Genomic DNA, 20,282 nt, shown 5'->3' with positions numbered 1-20,282 from the left:
CCAGCCTATAGTTCGCGTGCCTGAGCTAATCGTCGAACCCGACGAACACCGTCGCGTCCTTCACCGACTTGCGCTCCGACACCACGGCATTCGCCGGGAAATCATGATCCGGCCAGCCAAGCGCGATGCTCTTCATGATGATCTGGTCGTCGGCGATGCCGGCGTGCTCGCGGACGACGGGCGACTGCATGATGCCCTGGCTGTTGATGACGGCGCCGAGGCCGCGCGACCAGGCGGCGTTGACCAGCGCCGTCGTCACCGCGCCGCAATCGAACGGCGTGTCGTCGCTGCCGTCGAGCACGCGGTCATAGGTGACGATGATGCAGACCGGGGCGTCGAACTGGCGGAAGCCGCGCAGCACCCAGTCCTGGCGTTTGTCCTTGTCGTCGCGCGCGATGCCCATCGCGGAGAACAATTGCTTGGCGACCTGTACCTGGCGGTCGCGGTGATGGCCTGCGAACGGCTGGCCCGTGCGGAACTCACGCGACTGCGGCACGCCGGCGACCATGCGCTCGGTGTTGCCGGCGCGAATGCGGTTCAGCGGCTCGCCGGTGATGACGTAGAAATTCCAGGGCTGGGTGTTCATTGACGACGGCGCGCGCATCGCAAGCGTGATGATCTCCTCGATCAGCGCGCGCGGCACCGGATCAGGCTTGTAGCCGCGGATGCTGCGGCGGCCGAGGATGACGTCGTCGAACTGCATGTGCGCGGTATTCCTGCCCTGGGTTTGTTTGCCGGGATATTCGCGGCTTTCCCGTCCCGGCGCAAGATTGACGGCACACCGGACGGTACCCCAGCGCGCGCTCAATTCAACATCGACAGCACGATGCGCGATAGATCCGCCGGACTTTCCACCAGACGGTCAGCGCCGGCCGCCTCCAGCTCATCGCGGCTGCCATAGCCCCAGAGCACGCCGAGGCTGCGCATCTTGACGGCGTGCGCGCCGGCGATGTCGTGGCGGCGATCGCCGACCATGACGCTGTCGCACGCGGCGATATTCCGCATCGAGAGAATATGCGCGAGCAGCTCGGGCTTGTGATCCAACGCCCCAGAGGGCACCGAGCCATGAATGGCTGCGAACAAGGAGTCCAGGCCGAGATGCTCCAGGATGCGCCGCGCGAAAAGCTCGCGCTTCGAGGTGGCGAGATGGAGCCGCAGTCCGGCGCCGTGCATCTCCTGCAGCGCCTCACGGATGTTCGGATAGAGCGCGCAGTCGAACAATCCGATATCACCATAATGCTGGCGATAGGCCACGACGGCGTCGTCGACCCGGTGGTCGCCATGAGCCTGCAGCAGCGCGCGCAGCATGTCCTGCAATGGCGGGCCGATGAAGGTGGTGATGTCGAGCGTGTCGTCGGGCGCATGTCCGAGCGAGCGCAAGGCGGCCAGCGTGCTCGCGGCGATGCCGGGGCGCGAATCGATCAGGGTGCCGTCGAGGTCGAGCAGGACCGAGTGAACCTGGGACATGCCCGACCATAGGCGCGACCGGTCGCGGCGTAAACGCGGATGCGTCCGATCATTGCATCAACGCGCGCGCTTCAACCTTTTCAGGGCGTGCCGAACACCCATTCGAGCGCTGCATTCTGCGCGTGCAGCAGGAAGGCCTTGGCCTGCACCGAGCGATACGCGGAATGCAGCATGGCGTCGCCGGAGACCTCCTGCCCGCGCGTCACCGGCGGACAGGGCAGGAAGTCCGCGTCGGGCCGCAAGCCATCCAGCAGCGCCGCCGTGATCTGATAGTCCTGCAAGGCGCCGGCCTCATCATCCCCAGGCCAGCAATCGGTGATGATCACGTCGGCGTCCTGCAAGGCGGCGAGATCCGTCGTCACGTGGAAGCGCGGTGACTCGCCCTGCGCATGCCACCGCGCCGGATAGACCTGGACGACATCGATCGGAAGCACCTGCGCGACCTCGATCCACGAGCCCAGGATGTTCGCGGCCGGCGCCACGACGGCGATCTTCAATCCGTCGATCGCGCCGCGCCGATGCCACAGGAAGGCGAGGTCGCCGAGCGTCTCGCAAGGGTGATTCTGCCGCGTGCGGGCGTTGATCACCGGTGCCTGCGCCCAGTGCGACAATGCATAGAGCATCTCGAGCTCCGGCGTGCGGCAGACCACGGCATCGAACCAGTTGTCGAGATAGGCGGCGAGATCCTCGACCGCCTCCGTCGCGTTGAGACGGATCGGCGCGTGCACGCAGAGACCGCCCATCGCCTGCACGCCGAGATCGAAGGCCGTGGTGTTCCGCCAGCCGCCATCATCGACCACGAGCGCGATGCGGCGGCCTGCGAGCGCTTGCGGCATCGCGCGCGCCCGCCAGCAGGCGGCGAGTTCCTGCGCGCGCGTCAGCATGCCGAGGATATCGGAGCTGTCGAGGTCACCCAGGGCCAGGATGTCGCGCTCACCCACCATGCACTCTCATCACATCCTCAAGGGCGGGCCGATCGGTCTGAAGGCCGGTGTCGGTCATGCGCCGTTCGCGATTGCCCTGCCCCCACCACGAGCATAACCTTCCTGAAAAATCCAGGGAAGGAACCGCGTCGATGGCACAGATCGCAACGATCGAGACCGGGCTGTATCGCATTCCGCTCAGCGTGACGCTGTCCGACAGCACGCATGGCGAGATGACGGCGTTCGAGCTGATCACCTGCCGCGTGCGTGACGCCGACGGTGCCGAGGGCACAGGCTACACCTACACCGTCGGCCGCAACGGCTATGCCGTGGCCGACATTCTCAAGCGCGAGATCACCGAGCTGGTTGCAGGCTACGAGGCCGACAACACCGAGGCCATCTGGCACCGGGTGTGGTGGGGCCTGCACTATGGCGGGCGCGGCGGCCCTGTCGTGCTGGCGCTGTCGGCGCTCGACATCGCGCTGTGGGATCTGAAGGCCCGGCGGGCATCGCTGCCGCTGTTCCGCCTGCTCGGCGGCTTCGATGCGCGCGTGCCGTGCTATGCCGACGGCATCGATCTCGACCTCTCGATCGATGCGCTGCTGAAGCAGACCGACGACAATCTCGCGCGCGGCTTTCGCGCAATCAAGATGAAGGTCGGGCGGCCCGATCGCGGCGCCGACGTCGCGCGCGTGAAGGCGATGCGTGAGCATCTCGGCGACGGCTTTGCGCTGATGGCGGACGCCAACATGAAGTGGACGGTGGAGGAGGCGATCCGCGCGGCGCGCGCCTTGCAACCGTTCGACCTCACCTGGCTGGAGGAGCCGACCATTCCCGACGATATCGCGGGCCACGCGCGGATTCTCGCCGCCGGCGGCGTGCCGATCGCGGCCGGCGAGAACCTGCGCTCGCTGTGGGACTTCAAGAACTACATCGCCGCCGGCGCCGTGTCCTATCCCGAGCCCGACGTCACCAATTGCGGCGGCGTCAGCGCCTTCATGAAGATCGCGCGGCTGGCGGAAGCCTTCAACCTGCCGGTCACCAGCCATGGTGCGCACGACATCACCGTGCACCTGCTCGCCGCCTGCCCGAACCGCTCCTATCTCGAGGCGCACGGCTTCGGCCTGGACCGCTACATCGAGCACCCGCTGGTGCTGGAGAACGGCATGGCGCAGGCCGCGTCGCGGCCGGGTCACGGCATCCGTTTCGACTGGGTCGGATTGACGGCACTCGCGGCGTAGCCCGTGCCGAACGGCGCGGCAGCGTCGTCGGATCTTCACACTCATCGGACTATCAAGGTCGTACCTTATGTGCGATGCTCTCTTAGATTGCGACGCGACTATTTTACCGGCGCCCATCAAGGCGCGATCAGATCGAGCAAGCCCAACGCTTCCTTTGCGGAGGTCGTTCTGTGAACAAGATCCTTGAACTGTTGACGTCGGTCCTCGCCTATTTCGGCATCCCGACACCCCGGGTGCGGCACTATGACATTGCCCTCGATCTGCTGGGCCAGACACGCAACAATGTCGCGGCCATTCTCGAGCAATCGAGCACGGGCACTGCTCCGTCCGGAGCAACCAATCTTCCGGAGGTGGACGAACTCCTCCTGTATCGGCAAATCGAAGCGCTGCGCCAATACGTCCAGGAAAAAGGTCTGCTTCGGCCCGACCCTAATGGCATCGATAGGTTGGGAGTGCTTGCGGCCGATCTGCTGACGCGGAAGGATGCCCGTGCCATCATTGCGCGGCTGGACAACATTGCCACTCTGCTCGAAATTCGCCGCGCCGTTCTTACCGGCACCGTCAGGTCGATCCCGCCCAAAGCAACGGCCTCAACCGCGGCCACTCCGGGCGACACCACCCACACATCGGCGACTTCGGCCACGGACAGCGTGGAATCCAAGAAGATCGATCTGCCCGACGAAGCCGTGCTTCTCTGGAAGACGACGGAAAAACTCTATGAGTCGTGGCCCATCAAGCTTCTCGGCGCTTTGCTGATTTCGGCAGTGCTTCTCGCCGGAGGAGGAACGCTCTTCCTGGGAGGCAAGACACTGGAGCTCCGAAAAACTCTAGAAGAAACGAGTGAAAAAGAGACAACGAGTCTCAAGGAGCTTGCCAAGGCAACGCGCGAGACGGTCAATGCGCAAAGCAAGCTAATGCTTTCGGAGCTCGACCGACAACAGAACGAAATCAATCAAAGATTTCGCGATTTCGAGGCTCGCTCGACGAAGATCCGAGATGAAGCCGTGGAGCGTGTCGCTAATGAAATTCGAGCGAACGTCTCCACGGTCGAGAAGAAGCTCAAGGAAGATGTTGAGAGCTCGCTGAGCAAAATAAGAGACGGTGACCTTCACGATCTTCGAAACAACATCGCTCTGCTAACAAAAGACGTTGACGACAAACAGGCCATTGTTGCAAGTTCGGCGCCCAAGATCAGCGCGCTCGCTGACGTCGCGACCGACGTCACCAACTTGAAAGCTCAGGCAGGTTCGATGCGGGCGTCCGCGGCGACTGCCGAGGAGACGCTACGCTCGATCAGCGAGCACAAAATCGCCACTCAAAGCGCTGCTTCGGGCGTTCAACAGCTTGCAAAGGATATCGAGGCAAGGCTGAAACCGCAGCTGGACATGATCCTGGAGAATGAACGCAAACTCGGAGGCGCCGAGCAGAATTTGAAGCGACTGAACGACAGAATCCTCGAAATCGGCATCGATACCACGCGAACCTCGACGATCTTGGAAACCGCCGAACGCATCGACCGGACGATGAAAGCAATGTCTGATCGCCTCGACCAGCTGAAAAGCGAGGTCGACCGGCTGGCGAGCCGTTCCGAGCGTCCGAACACATCGACTGGAGAAGAAGATATCAGTCGCGAGCAGTGGAGAAGCATTCAAGCGGCACTCAAAACGAAAGGCTTCTACAACGGCCGACTTGATGGCCGGGCTGGACCCGCCACGCGAACAGCAATTCGAAAGTACCAGTCCGCGAGAAGCACGTTGAGCAATGGCACCCTTACACCGGATCAAATTGCGGATCTTCTCGGACGCCGCAAGAGCTAGATTCTCGAAGCGGCCCGCAGATCGATTTCCCATCGCATCCGGTTGCTCGGAGGGCAGTCGTCGTCTCGAACAATAGTTTGCAGAGTCCAGGATGCTCTTCTCGGCGTCCATGGAGGTGGAGATGATGGTATAGGGCCTTCGCCTTGCTCTGCCTACTGGCCGGAGAGCTCGCTGGCTTTACGAAATACGACAGACGTCTCTACAACGCGGCGAACACCTCGTCATACGCCATCCGCGCGGCGCGCAAGTCACGCGTTCGCCGCCACTCCTCCAATTGCGTCGCCACCGCGTAGGTGATCAGCAGCGAGCGGCGGCGCGCGCCGCTGCGGTTGCGCGTGGCGCCATGCAGCAGATCGACATCGAACAGCAGGATGTCGCCGGCCTGGCCCGCCGTGACGAACGGCGCCGCCTGCGCATCATCGGCGTCGAGATGATGTGTGCCGGGCGCGATCTGCGTGGCGCCGTTGTCCGGTCCGTAGTCGTCGAGAAAGACCAGCGCGGACACCGCCTCCTTGCGCCCGCGCGTGACGCTGTCGCGATGCAGCGGCTGCTGGCCGCCACCAGGCAGCGGCTCGCGTCCCTCGACCTGGCCGAGGAAGAACGGCGCCTGCAGGATGTGATGCACGGCGGTCAGCATCGCGGGCAGGCGGCAGAGTTGCTGGACGGTCGCGTCGGCATCGACCATCGCATGGCGCCAGTCGCGGCCGCGCGGGACCGGCCATTGGTCCGATGGCAACGACCCCTGCTCGAACGCCTCACGCAGCGCGGCGATCCACGCAGTTGGGATCGCGCCGCGCAACAGCAGATAGCCGTCCATATCCAGACGCCGCGCATCGGCGGCGTCGAGCGTTCCGACGCGGGTCGTGGCGGTCGTGGTCAGCGCGACGGTCATGCAGCCCCAAGGTGTCGTGTCGGCCAGGCCGCATCCTCAACGAAGCATCTGCGCCGCGCAAGCGCCGCCTGCGCGCCGGCGACATGGACGAAGATTTCGCTTGCGCCGCGCTCGCGCCGCCGTACCAAAGCCGTCGATTGGTTTGAGGCATATTCGAACGTGGACAATTCTCTTTCAGCCCGCAGCGGCCCGCTCGCGCGGCGCGGCTTCGATGACGTTCTCGGCGGATCGGCTGCCAGCGTCCTGAGCGTCACCTACGGCCTGTCCTATGCGCTGCTGATCTTCGCAGGCCCGCTCGCACCGCATCTTGGCCAGGGCATCGGCATCACCTTCGCGGTCTCGGCCGTCATAGCCCTGGTGCTGGCGCTCGCGAGCTCGCTGCCATTTGCGATCGGCGCGCCGGACAGTTCGACCGCCGCCGTGACCGCCATTCTCGCCGGCTCGCTGGTGGAGCGGCTGGTCGCGACCGATCCGGCGGCGCCACTGCTGATGCCGGTCGTCATCACGCTCGGGCTGACCAGCCTCGTCACCGGGCTGGTGCTGTGGGCCTGCGGCATGAGCCGGCTCGGCCGCGCCATCCGCTACGTGCCCTACCCCGTGGTCGGCGGCTTTCTCGGCGCCACCGGCGCGCTGATCGTGATCGGCGCGGTCGGCGTGATCACCGGACAGCGGCCGCAGCTCTCGACCTTGTCGACGTTGGCGCACGCGCAGGCCGCCTACGAGCTCGCCGCCGCGGCGGCGATGGCGCTGCTGCTCTATCTGACGTGGCACCGCTCTCGCAATCCGTTCGGCCTGCCGGTGATCCTGGTCAGCGGCACGGTCGCCGCGCATCTCGGCTTCTGGCTCTCCGGTATCAGCCCGGCCGATGCGCAGACGATGGGCTGGACGTTCCAGCCGCCGCCGCATGTCGCGCTGGTGTGGCCGTGGACGGCGGCGGAGCTCGGCAGCTACCCCTGGGCGGCGCTGCCCGACGTCGCCGGCAATCTCGTCGCCGTCGTGTTCGTCACCGCGGCGAGCACGCTATTCAACACCGCGGGCATCGAGGTCGCGACCCATCACGAGACCAATATCGAGCGCGAGCTCGCGGTGACCGGCGTCGCCAACGCGCTGGCCGGCGCGCTCGGCGGCTATACCGGCTGCATCTCGATCAGCCGCACCGTGCTCAACGTGAAGGCCGGCGGCTCTGGCCGGATCTCCGGCCTCACCGTCGCCTTCATCTCGCTGCTGATGCTGGCCCTGGCGCAGCCGCTGCTCGGCTACATGCCGAAATTCGTGCTCGGCGGGCTGCTGCTGTATCTCGGCGCGGATACGCTGCACAAATGGGCGGTGCAGTCGCGGCGGCGGCTGTCGAGGACCGACTATGCCTCGCTGCTGCTGATCATCGCGATCATCCTGGCCTGGGGCTTCATCGCCGGCATCCTGATTGGCGTCGTGATCGGCTGCGCCGCCTTTGCGCTGAGCGCGGCGCGGATCAATGCCGTGAAATTCGCCTTCGACGGCAGCGAATATCGTTCCTCGCTCGATCGCTCGCGCGACGACCAGGCGGTGCTGTCGGCGCATGGCCGCGAGATCCAGGGATTGAACCTGCAGAGCTACCTGTTCTTCGGCTCGGCCAACCGGCTCTACCAGCAGGTCAAGGCCTTGCTGTCGCGGCGACCGGAGTGCCGCTTCCTGGTGTTCGACTTCAAGCTCGTCACCGGCATGGACTCGTCGGCCGCCTACAGCTTCGCGCAGATCAAGCGCCTCGCCGAGGAGCGCGACATCCGCCTGGTGCTGGTGCATCTGTCGCCGGCGGTGGCACGCGCGCTGCGCGCCAGCGAGTTCATCAGCAAGGAGGTCTCGGTGGCGCCGGAGCTCGATCATGCGCTCGAATGGTGCGAGAACGCGATCATCGCGCGCCACCAGGAGCACGCCCAGGACGAGGCCTCGCTGCGCGACTGGTTCGCCCGCATGCTCGGCAGCGACGATGATGCCGAGGAGCTGATGAGCCGCTGCGAACGGCTCGATGTGGCGGCGGGCACGACGATCGTCCGCGCCGGCGACGCCGCCGCCTCGATGCATTTCATCCTCGACGGCCGCGTCGGGATCATGGTGCCGGCCGAGCACGGCGGCACCACGCGGGTGCGCAGCCTCGGCCGCTACACCACGATCGGCGAGATGGGCCTGGTGGCGCACACGCCGCGCAGCGCCACGATTCAGGCCGAGACCGACAGCGTGCTGTATGAGCTGACCATCCCGCGCTTCGAGGCGATCACGCGCGAGCATCCGGCGCTGGCGCAGAAGCTTCTCACCTATTTCGTGACGATCATGGCGGAGCGGCTGAGCTTCGCCAACCGCACCATCGCCGTGCTGCGACGATAGGTCATCGCGCCGCGATCCCCGTCACCCCCCGGAATTAACGCCCTGGTAACCGGGCGGGCGTACGGCTCGGAGGACATCGATTGTCACGTTCTGAAACATGAGGAAAGGAAGCGTTCGCGCGCTTCAGTCGAGCCCATGGCCGTCGTCTCCAGCACGAGCTACATCTCGCCCGCGATGGAGCGGGTCTATCGGCAGAGCAACCTGCTCGGCGAGTGGAAGGGCAGTTGGACCGCCAACGGCCAGGCCGTGAGCTTCAAGGTCGTGAACATCAGAGGCGCGGCGGCCACGGTGGAATACACCCACAATGGCCGCACCGAACGCGGCATCGGCCAGGTCAACGGCTCCACGATCGATTTCGGCGCGGTCACGCTCGGCACCAAGAACGGCAAGAACGCGGTGCTGCTGTTCTCGGCCGGCGGCGGCAAGGCCAGCGCCGTGCTGGAGAAGCAGGCGCCGCCCGCCAGCGAAAGCAATCTCGCCGGCAGCTGGGCAGGCTATTCCGGCGACAACGGCATGAGCGCGAGCTTCCGCGTGCTGTCGGTCAACGGCAAGCAGGCGCAGGTCAGCGTGACCAATAACGGCATCACCCGCACGGGCACCGGCCTCGTCTACAACGACGTCATCATGTTCGAGCAGACGCAACTCTCGACCAAGGACGGCAAGAGCGGGACGGTCATCTACCAGCTCGGCAACAAGTCCTACTCCGTCCCGGTCAACAAGCTGCCCTCGGCCGTTTAGCGGCCGGCCGGCGGGCCGGGGCTTACACCCCGGCCATCATCACATATTTGATCTCGAGATATTCCTCGATGCCGTGGTGCGAGCCTTCGCGCCCGAGGCCGCTCTCCTTGACGCCGCCGAACGGCGCCACCTCGGTGGTGATGAGACCGGTGTTGACGCCGACCATGCCCGATTCCAGCGCCTCCGCGACGCGCCAGACGCGGCCGAGGTCGCGGGCGTAGAAGTAGGACGCGAGACCGAACGGCGAGGCGTTGCACATCGCGATCACGTCGGCCTCGTCCTTGAAGCGGATGACGGGCGCGAGCGGGCCGAAGGTCTCCTCATGCGCCACCAGCGCGTCCGCCTTGACGTCGCGCAGCACGGTCGGCTCGAAGAAGGTGCGGCCGAGCGCATGGCGCTTGCCGCCGGTGACGACCTTGGCGCCGCCCTTCACCGCATCGGCGATGTGGCGCTCGACCTTCTCGACCGCCTCGGCGTTGATCAGCGGCCCCTGCACAACGCCGGCCTCGGTGCCCTCGCCGATCTTCATCGCCGCGACCTTGGCAGCGAGCTTCTCGACGAAGGCGTCGTAGATGCCATCCTGCGCATAGAGCCTGTTGGCGCAGACGCAGGTCTGGCCCATGTTGCGGTACTTCGAGACAACAGCGCCTTCGACCGCCGCATCGACATCGGCATCGTCGAACACCACGAACGGCGCGTTGCCGCCGAGCTCGAGGCCGAGCTTCTTCACCGTACCGGCGGACTGCCGATACAGGATCTTGCCGACCTCGGTCGAGCCGGTGAAGCCGACGAAACGCACCGCCGGATGCTCGCACAGCACCTTGCCGATCGGCGGCGCGTCGCCGGTGATGATGTTGAGTGCACCCTTCGGAATCCCGGCGCGCTCGGCCAGAACAGCCAAGGCCAGCGCCGACAGCGGCGTCTCATTCGCGGGCTTGAGCACCACGGTACAGCCGGCGGCGAGCGCCGGCGACACCTTGCGGGTGATCATCGAGTTCGGGAAATTCCACGGCGTGATCGCGCCGCAGACGCCGATCGGCTGCTTCAGCGCCAGCAGGCGCGCGTCCGGCTTCTGCGTCGGGATGGTCTCGCCATAGACGCGGCGCGCCTCCTCGGCGAAGAACTCGATGTAGGCGGCGCCGATATCGACCTCGCCGAGCGCTTCCGCCAGCGGCTTGCCCTGCTCCGAGGTCAGGATCAGCGCGAGATCCTCGCGGTTGGCCGCGATCAGCTCGAACCATTTGCGCAGGATGTTGGAGCGCTGCTTGGCGGTCTGCCTGGCCCATAGCGGGAAGGCGCGCGCGGCGGCCTCGACGGCCTGCGTCGTCTCGGCGGCGCCGAGCTGGGCGACCTTGGCGAGCTCGACACCGGTGGCGGGATTGACGACCGGGAACACCGGCGTACCAACCCAGGCGCCGTCGATGTAGCACTGCTCACGCAGCAGCGACGGATCCTTCAGGCGGTCGCGCAGGCTGGCGGTGGCGGATACGCGGGCGGTGGCGGTCGATGTCATCTGGCGGCTCCCTCGAAGCGATCGTTCTGTCGCATTCGAATATAGCCACCGCCGGCCATAGGCGCACCGCGCGTGCGCCTCGGGACCGGTACATTCGACCGGGCCAACCGTGCCTTGACGGCACCAAAGGCGGTGCTCAACGAAGTGGCACCGCGCAGAGCGGGCCTTAGGCCGCGCCGCTCATGTAGGTCTCACGACGGCCGATCATCCGCTCCGCCGCGGCCTTGGCGTCGGCCTTGGTCGAGGTCGCGCAGGTCCGGTATTCGAGATCGGGCAAAGCCGCGGGATCACGGCGGCCGAACCAGGATTTCTGCCCCACGGGCAGCAGCGCCAGCGCCTGCGCCACATTGTCCACCGCGCCGAATGAATACAGCGCGCCAGTGGCGGCAATGCGGACCTCGTAGATCCCAGGCGTGATCGGTGCCTCGATATTGTCACCGCGGCCCGGCCGCGGATACCGCTTCCACTCGCTCCAAGTCGAAATCATATCGCCCCCAACGGCGGACGTTGCCGCCAAAACACGTGTGTCCGGCCGGAAAAGGCCGGTTCTTGAACCCTTTAATGCAGAAATGGTTGCAACTCACAACAGTCCCAAGCCCGCGGCGGGAACATGGCGCCTATGTGTCGGACCAGCGACCTCATGGAACTAATCATGATTCTCTGAACAATTTGAAGCGCTGTGGCCGATTGAACGAACAAGTCCCCCAAGGCCTGTGATCGCGCCGCATCATCACGAGATCGCGATCAGCTGCGTCCCTGCGGGTTCTTGCTGCTCAACGCCGACCGGGGAACAATTCGGTACCGCCAATAAGAGCGGAACGGAGGACACCATGCTGAGCAAGACGAATATCGATGGCGTGCTGCGCCAGAGGGCGGACGCGGGCGAGATACCAGGGGTCGTCGCCATGGCGGCCGACAGCAGCGGCGTGATCTACGAAGGCGCGTTCGGCAAGCGCGATCTCGGCCGCGACGAACCGATGACCACCGACAGCGTGTTCTGGATCGCCTCGATGACCAAGGCGATCACCTGCGCCGCCGGCATGCAGCTGGTCGAGCAGGGCAAGCTGTCGCTGGACGCGCCGATCGGCGCGGTGCTGCCCGACCTCGCCGCGCCCAAGGTGCTCGACGGCTTCGATGCGAATGGCGAGCCGATCCTGCGGCCGGCCAAGACCGCGATCACCTTGCGCCATCTCATGACCCACACCGCCGGCTTCTGCTATGATATGTGGAACGGCGACATGGCGGCCTATGTGCAGAAGGCTGGCACGCCCGGGATCATTACCTGCAAGAACGACGCACTGAAGCTGCCGCTCGCCTCTGATCCGGGCACGCGCTGGGAATATGGCATCAACATCGACTTCGTCGGCAAGGCGGTGGAGGCCGCGAGCGGCCAGACGCTCGATGCCTACCTGCGCGACCATCTGTTCGCGCCGCTCGGCATGAACGATACCGGCTTCAAGCTCGGCCCGTCGCAGCGGTCGCGGCTGGTCGGCATGCATGCGCGCGGCGAGGACGGCGCGCTTGCGCCGATCCCGTTCGAGATCGAGCAGGAGCCGGAATTCCACATGGGCGGCGGCGGGCTGTATGGCACGGCCGGCGACTACATCCGTTTCACCCGGATGATCCTCAACAATGGCCGCGGTAATGGCAACCAGGTGCTGAAGCCCGAGACCGTCGCGGCGATGCGCGACAATCACATCGGCGAGCTGGAGATGACCAAGATGGCCGCCGCCGTGCCCGGCGTGACCAACGACGTCGACCTCTACCCGGACATCGTGAAGAAGTGGGGCCTGAGCTTCATGATCACGACGGCGCAGACGCCGGAAGGCCGCAGCGCCGGCAGCCTCGCCTGGGCCGGCCTCGCCAACACCTACTACTGGATCGATCCGGCGCGCGACGTCACCGGCGTGATCCTGATGCAGCTGCTGCCATTCGCGGACCGGCTGTGCCTGGAGACATTCGCCGGCTTCGAGCGCGGGGTGTATGCAGAGCTGGACGCCGCGGGCGGGCAGAAGGCGGCGTAGTGAGCTGAGGGGCGTGCGGAGGCGAGTGATCGCGGGATCACTGCGCCTCCACACACGAGGCGATATAAACTAAGTTGACGTTCCGAGAACGACACGGTCCGCCGCACGACCGGCGCGCCCCCTCTCCCCGTCCTTCACGGGGAGAGGGTTGGGGTGAGGGGCAGCCACACCCACCGACCGTGCGGAAAGCCCCCCTCACCCGGATCGCATCTGGCGATGCGATCCGACCTCTCCCCGCACGCGGGGAGAGGTTAAGAGGCACCGCGTAAGGTGAAGGACGCCGACGTTCGATTAGATGAGATTTAAACCTTCAACCCGTTCTGCGCCGCCAGATCCTTCAGCGACACCTGCGGCCGGGCGCCGATGTGCTGGATCACCTCCGCGGCGGCGAGGCCGCCGAGCTTGCCGGCGATCTCGTAGCCGGTCTTGCGCACCAGCCCGAACAGGAAGCCCGCGGCGAACAGGTCGCCGGCGCCGGTCGTATCCACCAGCGTCTCGATCGGATGCGCCGGCACCGCGATCACGCCGTCGTTCGACACCACGACGCAGCCCTTGTCGCTGCGGGTGACGATGCCGAGCGTGGCATCCTCGCGCAGCTGCTTCAGCGCGCTGTCGAAATCGGATGTCTGGTACAGCGAATGCAGCTCGGCCTCATTGGCGAAGACGAGATCCACGGTGCCGCCGCGCATCAGGTCGAGGAACTCTTCGCGATAGCGATCGACGCAGAACGCATCCGACAAGGTCAGCGCGACCTCGCGTCCGGCGTCATGCGCGATCGTCGCCGCCTTGACGAACGCATCCTTGGCGTCCTTGGGGTCCCACAGATAACCTTCGAGATAGACGATACGCGCCGCCGCAATCTGAGCGGGATCGATGTCCGCGACGGTGAGGTTCTGGGCCGCGCCGAGATAGGTATTCATGGTGCGCTCGCCATCTGCCGTCACCAGGATGTAGGAGCAGCCGGTGGCCGGGCCGTCGGCTGCCGGCGCGGTATCGAAGGTGACGCCGGCGGCACGGATATCGTGGGTGTACATGCGCCCGATCTGGTCGCTCTTGACCTTGCCCACATAAGCGGCACGGGCGCCGAGGCTCGCCAGGCCCACGATGGTATTGGCGCCCGACCCGCCGGACATCTCGGTCGCCGGACCCATATCGGCATAGATGGCGGCCGCGCGGCCCTCGTCGATCAGCGCCATGCTGCCTTTCGTCATGCCATGCTTGGCGAGAAAGGCCTCATCGGTCTGTACCAGCACGTCGAAAATCGCGTTGCCGATCCCGAGAACATCGTATTTCGCGTCAGTCATCCACTGGCCCCGTTTACGGCGTTTGCAAACGCTGCGGCCTATCACAAGCGGCGCTGCTATAGAAGCCTGATGATCCGCTCATTCGTGACTGTGTTGTCAGGAACACTCGCCTCGCGTCTCCTCGGCTTCGTCAGGGACGCGTTGATGGCCGCGCTGCTCGGCGCAGGCCCGGTCGCGGACGCATTTCTCGCGGCGTTTCAGCTCGTCAACGTCATCCGGCGATTGCTCACGGAGGGCGCGCTCAACGCAGCGCTGGTGCCGATGTGGTTGCGGATATACCAGCAATCAGGCGCGACCCAGGCGGCAGCTTTTGCCGGCCGCGTGCTCGGCACCGTCAGCACCGGCCTGCTGATCGCAACCATCGCGCTGGCTGTGCTGATGCCGTTCGCAATGACAGTGCTCGTGCCTGGCTTCGCCGGTGACGAGACACTCACTCTCGCCGTCAACGACGCAAGACTGATGCTGCCCTATCTCGCCTTCGCAGGGCCTTCGACGGTGTTGCTGGCGCTGTCGAGCGCGCAGGGGCATTTCGCGCTCGCTGCCTTCGCACCGCTGTTGTTCAACGTCGCGCTGATCGCGATGACGATCGTGCTGCTGATGCAACATCCGGATCCGTCGCAGGGCGCGCTGCTGCTCGCCGCGACGATCGGCGCCGCCGGCCTGCTGCAGCTCGCGATGCTGGCGCAACGCAAGCGCGGCAGCCGCATCGCCTCGCCGATGCGCGTGACGCTCGATGCCGAAATGCGCGGCTTCTTCGCCAAGGCGCTGCCCGGCATGGTCGCGAGCGCCGGGCCGCAATTGCTGGCGGTGGGCGGCGCGATCGTCGCCTCGACCTCGCCGTCGGCGGTGTCATGGCTGTATTTCGCCAACCGCCTCGTCGAACTGCCGCTCGGCCTCGTCGGCGTCGCCATGGGCGTCGTGCTGGTGCCGGAGCTGACGCGCGCCTTGCAGTCCGGCAATCGGCAGGCGCTGTCGGAGGTGCAGTCGCGCGGTCTCGAGTTGACGATCGGGCTCGCACTGCCGGCGAGCCTCGGGCTGATGATCCTGAACGAGCCGGTCGTCCGTTTGCTGTTCGAACACGGCGCGTTCACCGCCGATGATGCTAAGGCGACGGCGCAGGTGCTGACGTGGCTCGCGGCCGCTCTTCCCGCGCAAGTGCTGACCAAGGCGCTGCAGCCCGCCTTTTTCGCGCGCGAGAACACCCAGACGCCGCTGCGCGCGACCTTGATCGGATGCGGCGTGGCGATCGCACTGGCCTTCCTGCTCAGCCAATCCTTCGGCGTCCCCGGCATTGCCGCGGGCCTTGCGCTCGGCGCCTGGGCCAATGCCGCCGTGCTGCTTCGGCGCGGCGCCGCGCAGTTCGGGTTTTCCGTCCGCCCGGAAAGCTGGCGCCGCCTGCCGCGGATCGCGCTCGCGGCGGCAATCATGGCAGGCGCGCTCTGGGGAGTTTCGTCACCTGTGCTCGGCGCCACCGGCGGACATCATCTCGGCGCGGCGGTCGTGCTGCTGGCCCTGATTGCGGGCGCCGTGGTCCTCTATGCGGCGCTGCTCCTCGCCTTTGGCCTCGTCGACTGGCGCGAAACCGTCCGGGCGCTCCGGCAAAAGCCCGCGCGCGACTTGCACGTTTGAGGCGCTCGTGCCAAACGACGCCCAAATCCATCATCCGGAACAGTGACCATGGCCTTCGTGGAACGGGTTTTCTCGGGCGTCCAGCCGACCGGCAACCTGCATCTCGGCAACTATCTCGGCGCGATCGTCAACTTCGTGAAGATGCAGGAGACGCACAACTGCATCTATTGCGTCGTCGACATGCACGCGATCACGATGCCGGTCGACGTCTGGGGCGGCCCGGCGGAGCTGGCGCGCAACACCCGCGAGGTGACCGCCGCGTTCATTGCGGCCGGCATCGATCCGAAGAAGCACATCGTGTTCAACCAGAGCCAGGTCTCCGGCCATGCCGAGCTCGCCTGGATCTTCAACTGCGTCGCGCGCATCGGCTGGCTGAACCGCATGACGCAGTTCAAGGAGAAGGCCGGCAAGGATCGCGAGAATGCATCGGTGGGTTTGTACGACTATCCGGTGCTGATGGCCGCCGACATCCTGCTCTACCGCGCGACCCATGTTCCGGTCGGCGAGGACCAGAAGCAGCATCTCGAGCTCTCGCGCGACATCGCGCAGAAGTTCAACAATGATTTCGGCGACGCGATCCGGGCGCAAGGTTTCGGCGACGGCCTGTTCTTCCCGCTGCCCGAGCCGTTCATCACCGGCCCGGCGACGCGGGTGATGTCGCTGCGCGACGGCACCAAAAAGATGTCGAAGTCCGATGCCTCGGATTACTCGCGCATCAACCTGACCGACGATGCCGACACGATCGCGCAGAAGGTACGCAAGGCGAAGACTGATCCCGAGCCGCTGCCGACCGAGGAGAAAGGCCTGGAGACGCGGCCCGAAGCCGACAACCTCGTCGGCATCTATGCTGCGCTGTCGGACCGCAGCAAGGCGGACGTGCTGCGCGACTTCGGCGGCGGCCAGTTCTCCAGCTTCAAGAATGCGCTGGTCGAGCTGTGCGTCACCAAGCTCGGGCCGATCGCCGCCGAGATGAAGCGGCTGACGGCCGACCCGGGCTATGTGGACTCGGTGCTGGTCGACGGCGGTGAGCGTGCCCAGTCCATCGCCGCGGAGACCATGAAGACGGCCAAGGACATCGTCGGCTTCATTCGCAAGCGCTGATCGGGCAGCCGCAGCCCGGATGAGCAAGCGACATCCGGGCTACAGAGTCGCACCACCGATTGTTTTGCGGCAACGCACTGCGCTGAACCCGCAAGGTCAGCGCGCACAACATGTCCCCAACGTCAGATGGAACCTGCGGCCCCTCTCCCCAACCGAGGCGGGCTGTGGCAGCATAACGTCCCCTTCGACTCGCACAGCAGGCGGGACCGAGCATGGCGGTGCAGCGGCAGAGCTACCAGACCGGCCACGCGCCGAAATGCCTCGTCGTCGTCGACGACAGCGAGGAATGGAATCGCGCCATCCGCTATGCCGGACGCTGGGCCGTCCGGTCCGGCGGCCGCATCGTGATGCTGCACGTGATCGAGACCGAGGACCAGAACCAGCAATGGCTGGGGGTCGCCGACCTCATGCGGGCCGAGGCCCAGGATGAGGCCAATGCCGAGCTGGATCAGGCGGCGGCGCTGCTTGCAACGCTCGGCGTGGCCGCGCCGGAGCGGGTCATCCGCGAGGGCGAACCGACCGAACAGATCCTGGCCACGATCGAGCATGACAGCGACATCGCGCTGCTGGTGCTCGCGGCCCATTCCGGCCCGGAAGGCCCGGGGCCGCTGGTGACCCACGTCACCAAGACCAGCGGCGCCTTCCCGATCCCGCTGGTGATCGTCCCCGGCGACCTCGACGACGCCGATATCGACGCTCTTTCATAGGGTTGGCGCGGGAACGCGGACATCGCCCTCTTGATCGTGCGCGCCGCCTTGCCATCTGCTATGACGACACCACAGGCCGGCCTTGAACCGGCGCTGCCGGAGAAAATCATGTTCATCCAGACCGAAGCCACCCCCAATCCCGCCACCTTGAAGTTCATCCCGGGCCGCGTCGTGCTGCCCACGGGCACGATGGAGTTTGCGAGCCGCGACGCCGCCACGCGGTCGCCGCTGGCCGAGCGCCTGTTCGCCGTCGACGGCGTGACCGGCGTGTTCTACGGCGCCGACTTCATCACCGTGACCAAGAGCGACGGCGAGTGGCAGCATCTCAAGCCGGCCATCCTCGGCGCGATCATGGAGCACTACATGTCGGGCGCGCCGCTGATCGCCGACGGCAGCGCCGAGAATGATGCCTCCGCCGACGAGGATGACGAGTTCTTCGACGAGGCCGACACCGAGACCGTCGGCATGATCAAGGACCTGATCGAGAGCCGCGTCCGCCCGGCGGTCGCCAATGATGGCGGCGACATCACCTTCCGCGGCTTCAAGGACGGCATCGTCTATCTCAACATGAAGGGCTCCTGCGCCGGCTGCCCGTCATCGACCGCGACCCTGCAGCACGGCATCCAGAACCTGCTGAAGCACTTCGTGCCGGAAGTGGTCGAAGTCCGTCCGATGTGAGAAGAGGCGAGTGGCGAATAGCGAGTAGCGAATAGGGATTCGTCTCGCTTCTATTCGCTACTGCCATTCGCTATTCGTGCCCGTCTCACGCCGCCTTGCCGATGGTGGCGGCCTCGGCCGCCGCCTGTCGCATGCTCGATGACATCTCGCCGGTGACGGTGCTCTGCTCGCCCACCGCCTGCGCCGTCGACGACACGTAGTGATCAACGCTCTGGATCGCGGCCTTGATCGCGTCCAGCGCCCCGACGACATCGGACGAAATGCCGTTGAGATTGCCGATCTCGCTACCGATGCGGTCGGTGGCCTGCTTGGCCTGGTTGGCGAGGTTCTTCACCTCGCCGGCGACGACGGCGAAGCCGCGACCGGCTTCGCCCGCGCGCGCCGACTCGATCGTCGCATTGAGCGCCAAAAGGTTGATCTGGCCGGTGATGTTGCCGATCAGCTCGACGATGCTGCTCATCGACCCCGCCGCCGAGGATAGCCGCTTGGCCTGCTGGTCGGCGTCCTCGACGCGCGTCACCGCGGCCGTCGCGGTCTCCTTGGACTTGGCCATCGCATCGGCGATCTGCTGCACCGAGGAATTGAGCTGCTCGGCGCCGGCGGCGACATGCTCCATCATGCTGCGTACCTTGTCGCCCTTCATGCGAGTGATCACCTGGGAGGTGACGTCGGTGGCGAATTTCACGATCTTGAACGGCTTGCCGTTGAGGTCCTTGATCGGGTTGTAGGTGGCCTGGATCCAGACCTGCCGTCCGCCCTTTGCGGCGCGTTCGTATTCGCCCATCTGGAACTCGCCGCGGCCCAGCGCGGCCCAGAACTCGCGATAGTCGGCGCTGTCGCTCATGCCCGGCGGCATGAACATGCGGTGGTGCTGCCCCTTGATCTCGGCCAGCGAGTAGCCGAGCGTCCTGAGGAAATTGTCGTTGGCGTCGAGCACGAGACCGTTGAGATCGAATTCGATCACCGCCTGGGATTTTCGGATGGCGGCGATTTGGCCGGCGAAATCGGCGGCCACCAGCTTCTGCTGCGTGACGTCGGAGGCATATTTCACCACCTTGAACGGCCGTCCATCGTCATCGAGGATCGGATTGTAGGAGGCGAGAATCCAGACCTCGCGCCCGTCCTTGCCGCAACGCTTGTACTCGCCGGAACGAAACTCGCCGCGATTGAGGCTGGCCCAGAACTCCTTGTAGGCGGCGCTGTCGCGGTCACCCGGCAGCACGAACATGCTGTGGTGGCGGCCCTTGATCTCGGCGAGCGTATAGCCCATCGCGCCGAGGAACTGGTCGTTGGCATCGATGATCGTGCCGTCGAGATTGAACTCGATGACCGCCTGCACCCGCCCGATCGCCGCGATCTTCCCGGCATCCTCGATGCTGCGCATCTTCTGCGCCGTGATGTCGGCGGCGAACTTGATGATCTTGACCGGCTTGCCGCCATCGAGCACCGGATTGTAGCTCGCGTGGATCCAGACCGGCCGCTGGCCCTTGCCGAAACGCTTGTACTCGCCGGAGCGGAACTTGCCGCCTTTCAGGTCGGCCCAGAACGCCTGATACTCAGCGCTGTCGCGCAGCTGCGGCGCAACGAACATCCGGTGGTGCTTGCCCTTGATCTCGTCCAGCGTATAGCCCATCGCGTCGAGGAAGTTCTTGTTGGCGGTGATGATCGTGCCGTCGGTGCCGAATTCGATCACGGCCTGCGAGCGGTTGATCGCCTCGACCTGAGCCATCGCATCGCGCGACGCCGAGCTGCCTGACCAGAATGACATGGAAGATCCTCTTTTCGGGATGCGGGGCAGCGCCGCCCGAAGGGTCGCGCGCCAGCCGTCGCAATCTCTGCAGGGGACAACTCCCACATGCCCGGAAAGATTTGCTTAAATGATTGCCA

At 65.7% G+C, this 20,282-nt stretch carries 17 protein-coding genes; 9 read left to right on the top strand and 8 right to left on the bottom strand.

Features of this window, described 5'->3' with window-relative positions:
- Positions 1 to 25: 25 nt before the first annotated feature.
- The 3 genes from ACQR0Z_RS01360 to ACQR0Z_RS01350 form a co-directional block, all read right to left on the bottom strand.
- Entirely contained in the window at positions 26 to 703 is a 678-nt protein-coding gene (locus tag ACQR0Z_RS01360) for a nitroreductase (RefSeq protein ID WP_434917433.1), read from the bottom strand.
- Positions 704 to 804: 101 nt separating this feature from the next.
- Positions 805 to 1,467 carry an HAD hydrolase-like protein gene (locus tag ACQR0Z_RS01355; protein WP_434917432.1) on the bottom strand — a complete coding sequence of 221 codons (663 nt, stop codon included), beginning with the start codon at positions 1,465 to 1,467 and terminating at the stop codon, positions 805 to 807.
- Between the two features lie 80 nt (positions 1,468 to 1,547).
- On the bottom strand, positions 1,548 to 2,411 hold the full coding sequence (locus tag ACQR0Z_RS01350) for an ornithine carbamoyltransferase (protein ID WP_434917431.1): 864 nt from the start codon (positions 2,409 to 2,411) through the stop codon (positions 1,548 to 1,550).
- Between the two features lie 131 nt (positions 2,412 to 2,542).
- Here ACQR0Z_RS01350 and ACQR0Z_RS01345 point away from each other — a divergent pair, with 131 nt between their 5' ends.
- Both ACQR0Z_RS01345 and ACQR0Z_RS01340 read left to right on the top strand, forming a co-directional pair.
- A complete protein-coding gene (locus ACQR0Z_RS01345) occupies positions 2,543 to 3,631 on the top strand; it encodes a mandelate racemase/muconate lactonizing enzyme family protein (RefSeq protein ID WP_434917430.1) in 1,089 nt (362 codons plus the stop codon).
- A gap of 170 nt (positions 3,632 to 3,801) precedes the next feature.
- Complete coding sequence (locus tag ACQR0Z_RS01340; RefSeq protein ID WP_434917429.1) at positions 3,802 to 5,448, top strand: peptidoglycan-binding protein; 1,647 nt, start codon at positions 3,802 to 3,804, stop codon at positions 5,446 to 5,448.
- A 199-nt stretch (positions 5,449 to 5,647) separates the two neighbouring features.
- On the opposite strand, the gene ACQR0Z_RS01335 is transcribed toward ACQR0Z_RS01340, so the two are convergent.
- Complete coding sequence (locus ACQR0Z_RS01335) at positions 5,648 to 6,340, bottom strand: phytanoyl-CoA dioxygenase family protein (protein ID WP_434917428.1); 693 nt, start codon at positions 6,338 to 6,340, stop codon at positions 5,648 to 5,650.
- 159 nt (positions 6,341 to 6,499) lie between these two features.
- Between ACQR0Z_RS01335 and ACQR0Z_RS01330 the strand changes: the two genes are divergently transcribed.
- Together ACQR0Z_RS01330 and ACQR0Z_RS01325 are read left to right on the top strand one after the other, a co-directional pair.
- Complete coding sequence (locus tag ACQR0Z_RS01330; protein ID WP_434917427.1) at positions 6,500 to 8,701, top strand: SLC26A/SulP transporter family protein; 2,202 nt, start codon at positions 6,500 to 6,502, stop codon at positions 8,699 to 8,701.
- A gap of 135 nt (positions 8,702 to 8,836) precedes the next feature.
- Positions 8,837 to 9,439: a hypothetical protein gene (locus ACQR0Z_RS01325; RefSeq protein ID WP_434858092.1), complete on the top strand. Its 603-nt coding sequence runs from the start codon at positions 8,837 to 8,839 to the stop codon at positions 9,437 to 9,439.
- A 22-nt stretch (positions 9,440 to 9,461) separates the two neighbouring features.
- On the opposite strand, the gene ACQR0Z_RS01320 is transcribed toward ACQR0Z_RS01325, so the two are convergent.
- Together ACQR0Z_RS01320 and ACQR0Z_RS01315 are read right to left on the bottom strand one after the other, a co-directional pair.
- Positions 9,462 to 10,952: an NAD-dependent succinate-semialdehyde dehydrogenase gene (locus ACQR0Z_RS01320; protein WP_434858091.1), complete on the bottom strand. Its 1,491-nt coding sequence runs from the start codon at positions 10,950 to 10,952 to the stop codon at positions 9,462 to 9,464.
- A 166-nt stretch (positions 10,953 to 11,118) separates the two neighbouring features.
- Positions 11,119 to 11,439, bottom strand: a complete 321-nt coding sequence (locus tag ACQR0Z_RS01315; protein ID WP_434858090.1) for a hypothetical protein — start codon at positions 11,437 to 11,439, stop codon at positions 11,119 to 11,121.
- 343 nt (positions 11,440 to 11,782) lie between these two features.
- On the opposite strand from ACQR0Z_RS01315, the gene ACQR0Z_RS01310 reads away from it, so the two are divergent.
- Entirely contained in the window at positions 11,783 to 12,976 is a 1,194-nt protein-coding gene (locus tag ACQR0Z_RS01310) for a serine hydrolase domain-containing protein (RefSeq protein WP_434917426.1), read from the top strand.
- 302 nt (positions 12,977 to 13,278) lie between these two features.
- On the opposite strand, the gene ACQR0Z_RS01305 is transcribed toward ACQR0Z_RS01310, so the two are convergent.
- A complete protein-coding gene (locus tag ACQR0Z_RS01305; RefSeq protein WP_434917425.1) occupies positions 13,279 to 14,280 on the bottom strand; it encodes an adenosine kinase in 1,002 nt (333 codons plus the stop codon).
- 69 nt (positions 14,281 to 14,349) lie between these two features.
- Between ACQR0Z_RS01305 and murJ the strand changes: the two genes are divergently transcribed.
- From murJ to ACQR0Z_RS01285, 4 genes are all read left to right on the top strand, one after another.
- Positions 14,350 to 15,909, top strand: coding sequence for a murein biosynthesis integral membrane protein MurJ (gene murJ, locus ACQR0Z_RS01300; protein WP_434917998.1), 1,560 nt, complete (start codon positions 14,350 to 14,352; stop codon positions 15,907 to 15,909).
- Positions 15,910 to 15,957: 48 nt separating this feature from the next.
- Complete coding sequence (gene trpS, locus ACQR0Z_RS01295) at positions 15,958 to 17,010, top strand: tryptophan--tRNA ligase (protein WP_434858086.1); 1,053 nt, start codon at positions 15,958 to 15,960, stop codon at positions 17,008 to 17,010.
- A 212-nt stretch (positions 17,011 to 17,222) separates the two neighbouring features.
- Positions 17,223 to 17,717: a universal stress protein gene (locus ACQR0Z_RS01290; RefSeq protein WP_434858085.1), complete on the top strand. Its 495-nt coding sequence runs from the start codon at positions 17,223 to 17,225 to the stop codon at positions 17,715 to 17,717.
- 108 nt (positions 17,718 to 17,825) lie between these two features.
- On the top strand, positions 17,826 to 18,395 hold the full coding sequence (locus ACQR0Z_RS01285) for a NifU family protein (protein ID WP_434917424.1): 570 nt from the start codon (positions 17,826 to 17,828) through the stop codon (positions 18,393 to 18,395).
- A gap of 85 nt (positions 18,396 to 18,480) precedes the next feature.
- Here the strand turns inward: ACQR0Z_RS01285 and ACQR0Z_RS01280 are convergent, their stop codons facing one another.
- Positions 18,481 to 20,163 carry a methyl-accepting chemotaxis protein gene (locus ACQR0Z_RS01280; RefSeq protein WP_434917423.1) on the bottom strand — a complete coding sequence of 561 codons (1,683 nt, stop codon included), beginning with the start codon at positions 20,161 to 20,163 and terminating at the stop codon, positions 18,481 to 18,483.
- Between the last annotated feature and the right edge of the window lie 119 nt (positions 20,164 to 20,282).

This window comes from Bradyrhizobium sp. HKCCYLS3077, assembly GCF_051167555.1.
Lineage (GTDB): Bacteria > Pseudomonadota > Alphaproteobacteria > Rhizobiales > Xanthobacteraceae > Bradyrhizobium.
Note: the sequence above shows the minus strand (reverse complement) of the source record. Positions and strands in the feature narration are given on the sequence as shown.

Coding starts and splice junctions, on each gene's coding strand:
- ACQR0Z_RS01285 (WP_434917424.1), top strand. CDS start 17,826: ATGTTCATCCAGACCGAAGCCACCCCCAATCCCGCCACCTTGAAGTTC.
- trpS (WP_434858086.1), top strand. CDS start 15,958: ATGGCCTTCGTGGAACGGGTTTTCTCGGGCGTCCAGCCGACCGGCAAC.
- murJ (WP_434917998.1), top strand. CDS start 14,350: ATGATCCGCTCATTCGTGACTGTGTTGTCAGGAACACTCGCCTCGCGT.
- ACQR0Z_RS01360 (WP_434917433.1), bottom strand. CDS start 703: ATGCAGTTCGACGACGTCATCCTCGGCCGCCGCAGCATCCGCGGCTAC.
- ACQR0Z_RS01310 (WP_434917426.1), top strand. CDS start 11,783: ATGCTGAGCAAGACGAATATCGATGGCGTGCTGCGCCAGAGGGCGGAC.
- ACQR0Z_RS01335 (WP_434917428.1), bottom strand. CDS start 6,340: ATGACCGTCGCGCTGACCACGACCGCCACGACCCGCGTCGGAACGCTC.
- ACQR0Z_RS01350 (WP_434917431.1), bottom strand. CDS start 2,411: ATGGTGGGTGAGCGCGACATCCTGGCCCTGGGTGACCTCGACAGCTCC.
- ACQR0Z_RS01325 (WP_434858092.1), top strand. CDS start 8,837: ATGGCCGTCGTCTCCAGCACGAGCTACATCTCGCCCGCGATGGAGCGG.
- ACQR0Z_RS01345 (WP_434917430.1), top strand. CDS start 2,543: ATGGCACAGATCGCAACGATCGAGACCGGGCTGTATCGCATTCCGCTC.
- ACQR0Z_RS01290 (WP_434858085.1), top strand. CDS start 17,223: ATGGCGGTGCAGCGGCAGAGCTACCAGACCGGCCACGCGCCGAAATGC.
- ACQR0Z_RS01320 (WP_434858091.1), bottom strand. CDS start 10,952: ATGACATCGACCGCCACCGCCCGCGTATCCGCCACCGCCAGCCTGCGC.
- ACQR0Z_RS01305 (WP_434917425.1), bottom strand. CDS start 14,280: ATGACTGACGCGAAATACGATGTTCTCGGGATCGGCAACGCGATTTTC.
- ACQR0Z_RS01315 (WP_434858090.1), bottom strand. CDS start 11,439: ATGATTTCGACTTGGAGCGAGTGGAAGCGGTATCCGCGGCCGGGCCGC.
- ACQR0Z_RS01355 (WP_434917432.1), bottom strand. CDS start 1,467: ATGTCCCAGGTTCACTCGGTCCTGCTCGACCTCGACGGCACCCTGATC.
- ACQR0Z_RS01280 (WP_434917423.1), bottom strand. CDS start 20,163: ATGTCATTCTGGTCAGGCAGCTCGGCGTCGCGCGATGCGATGGCTCAG.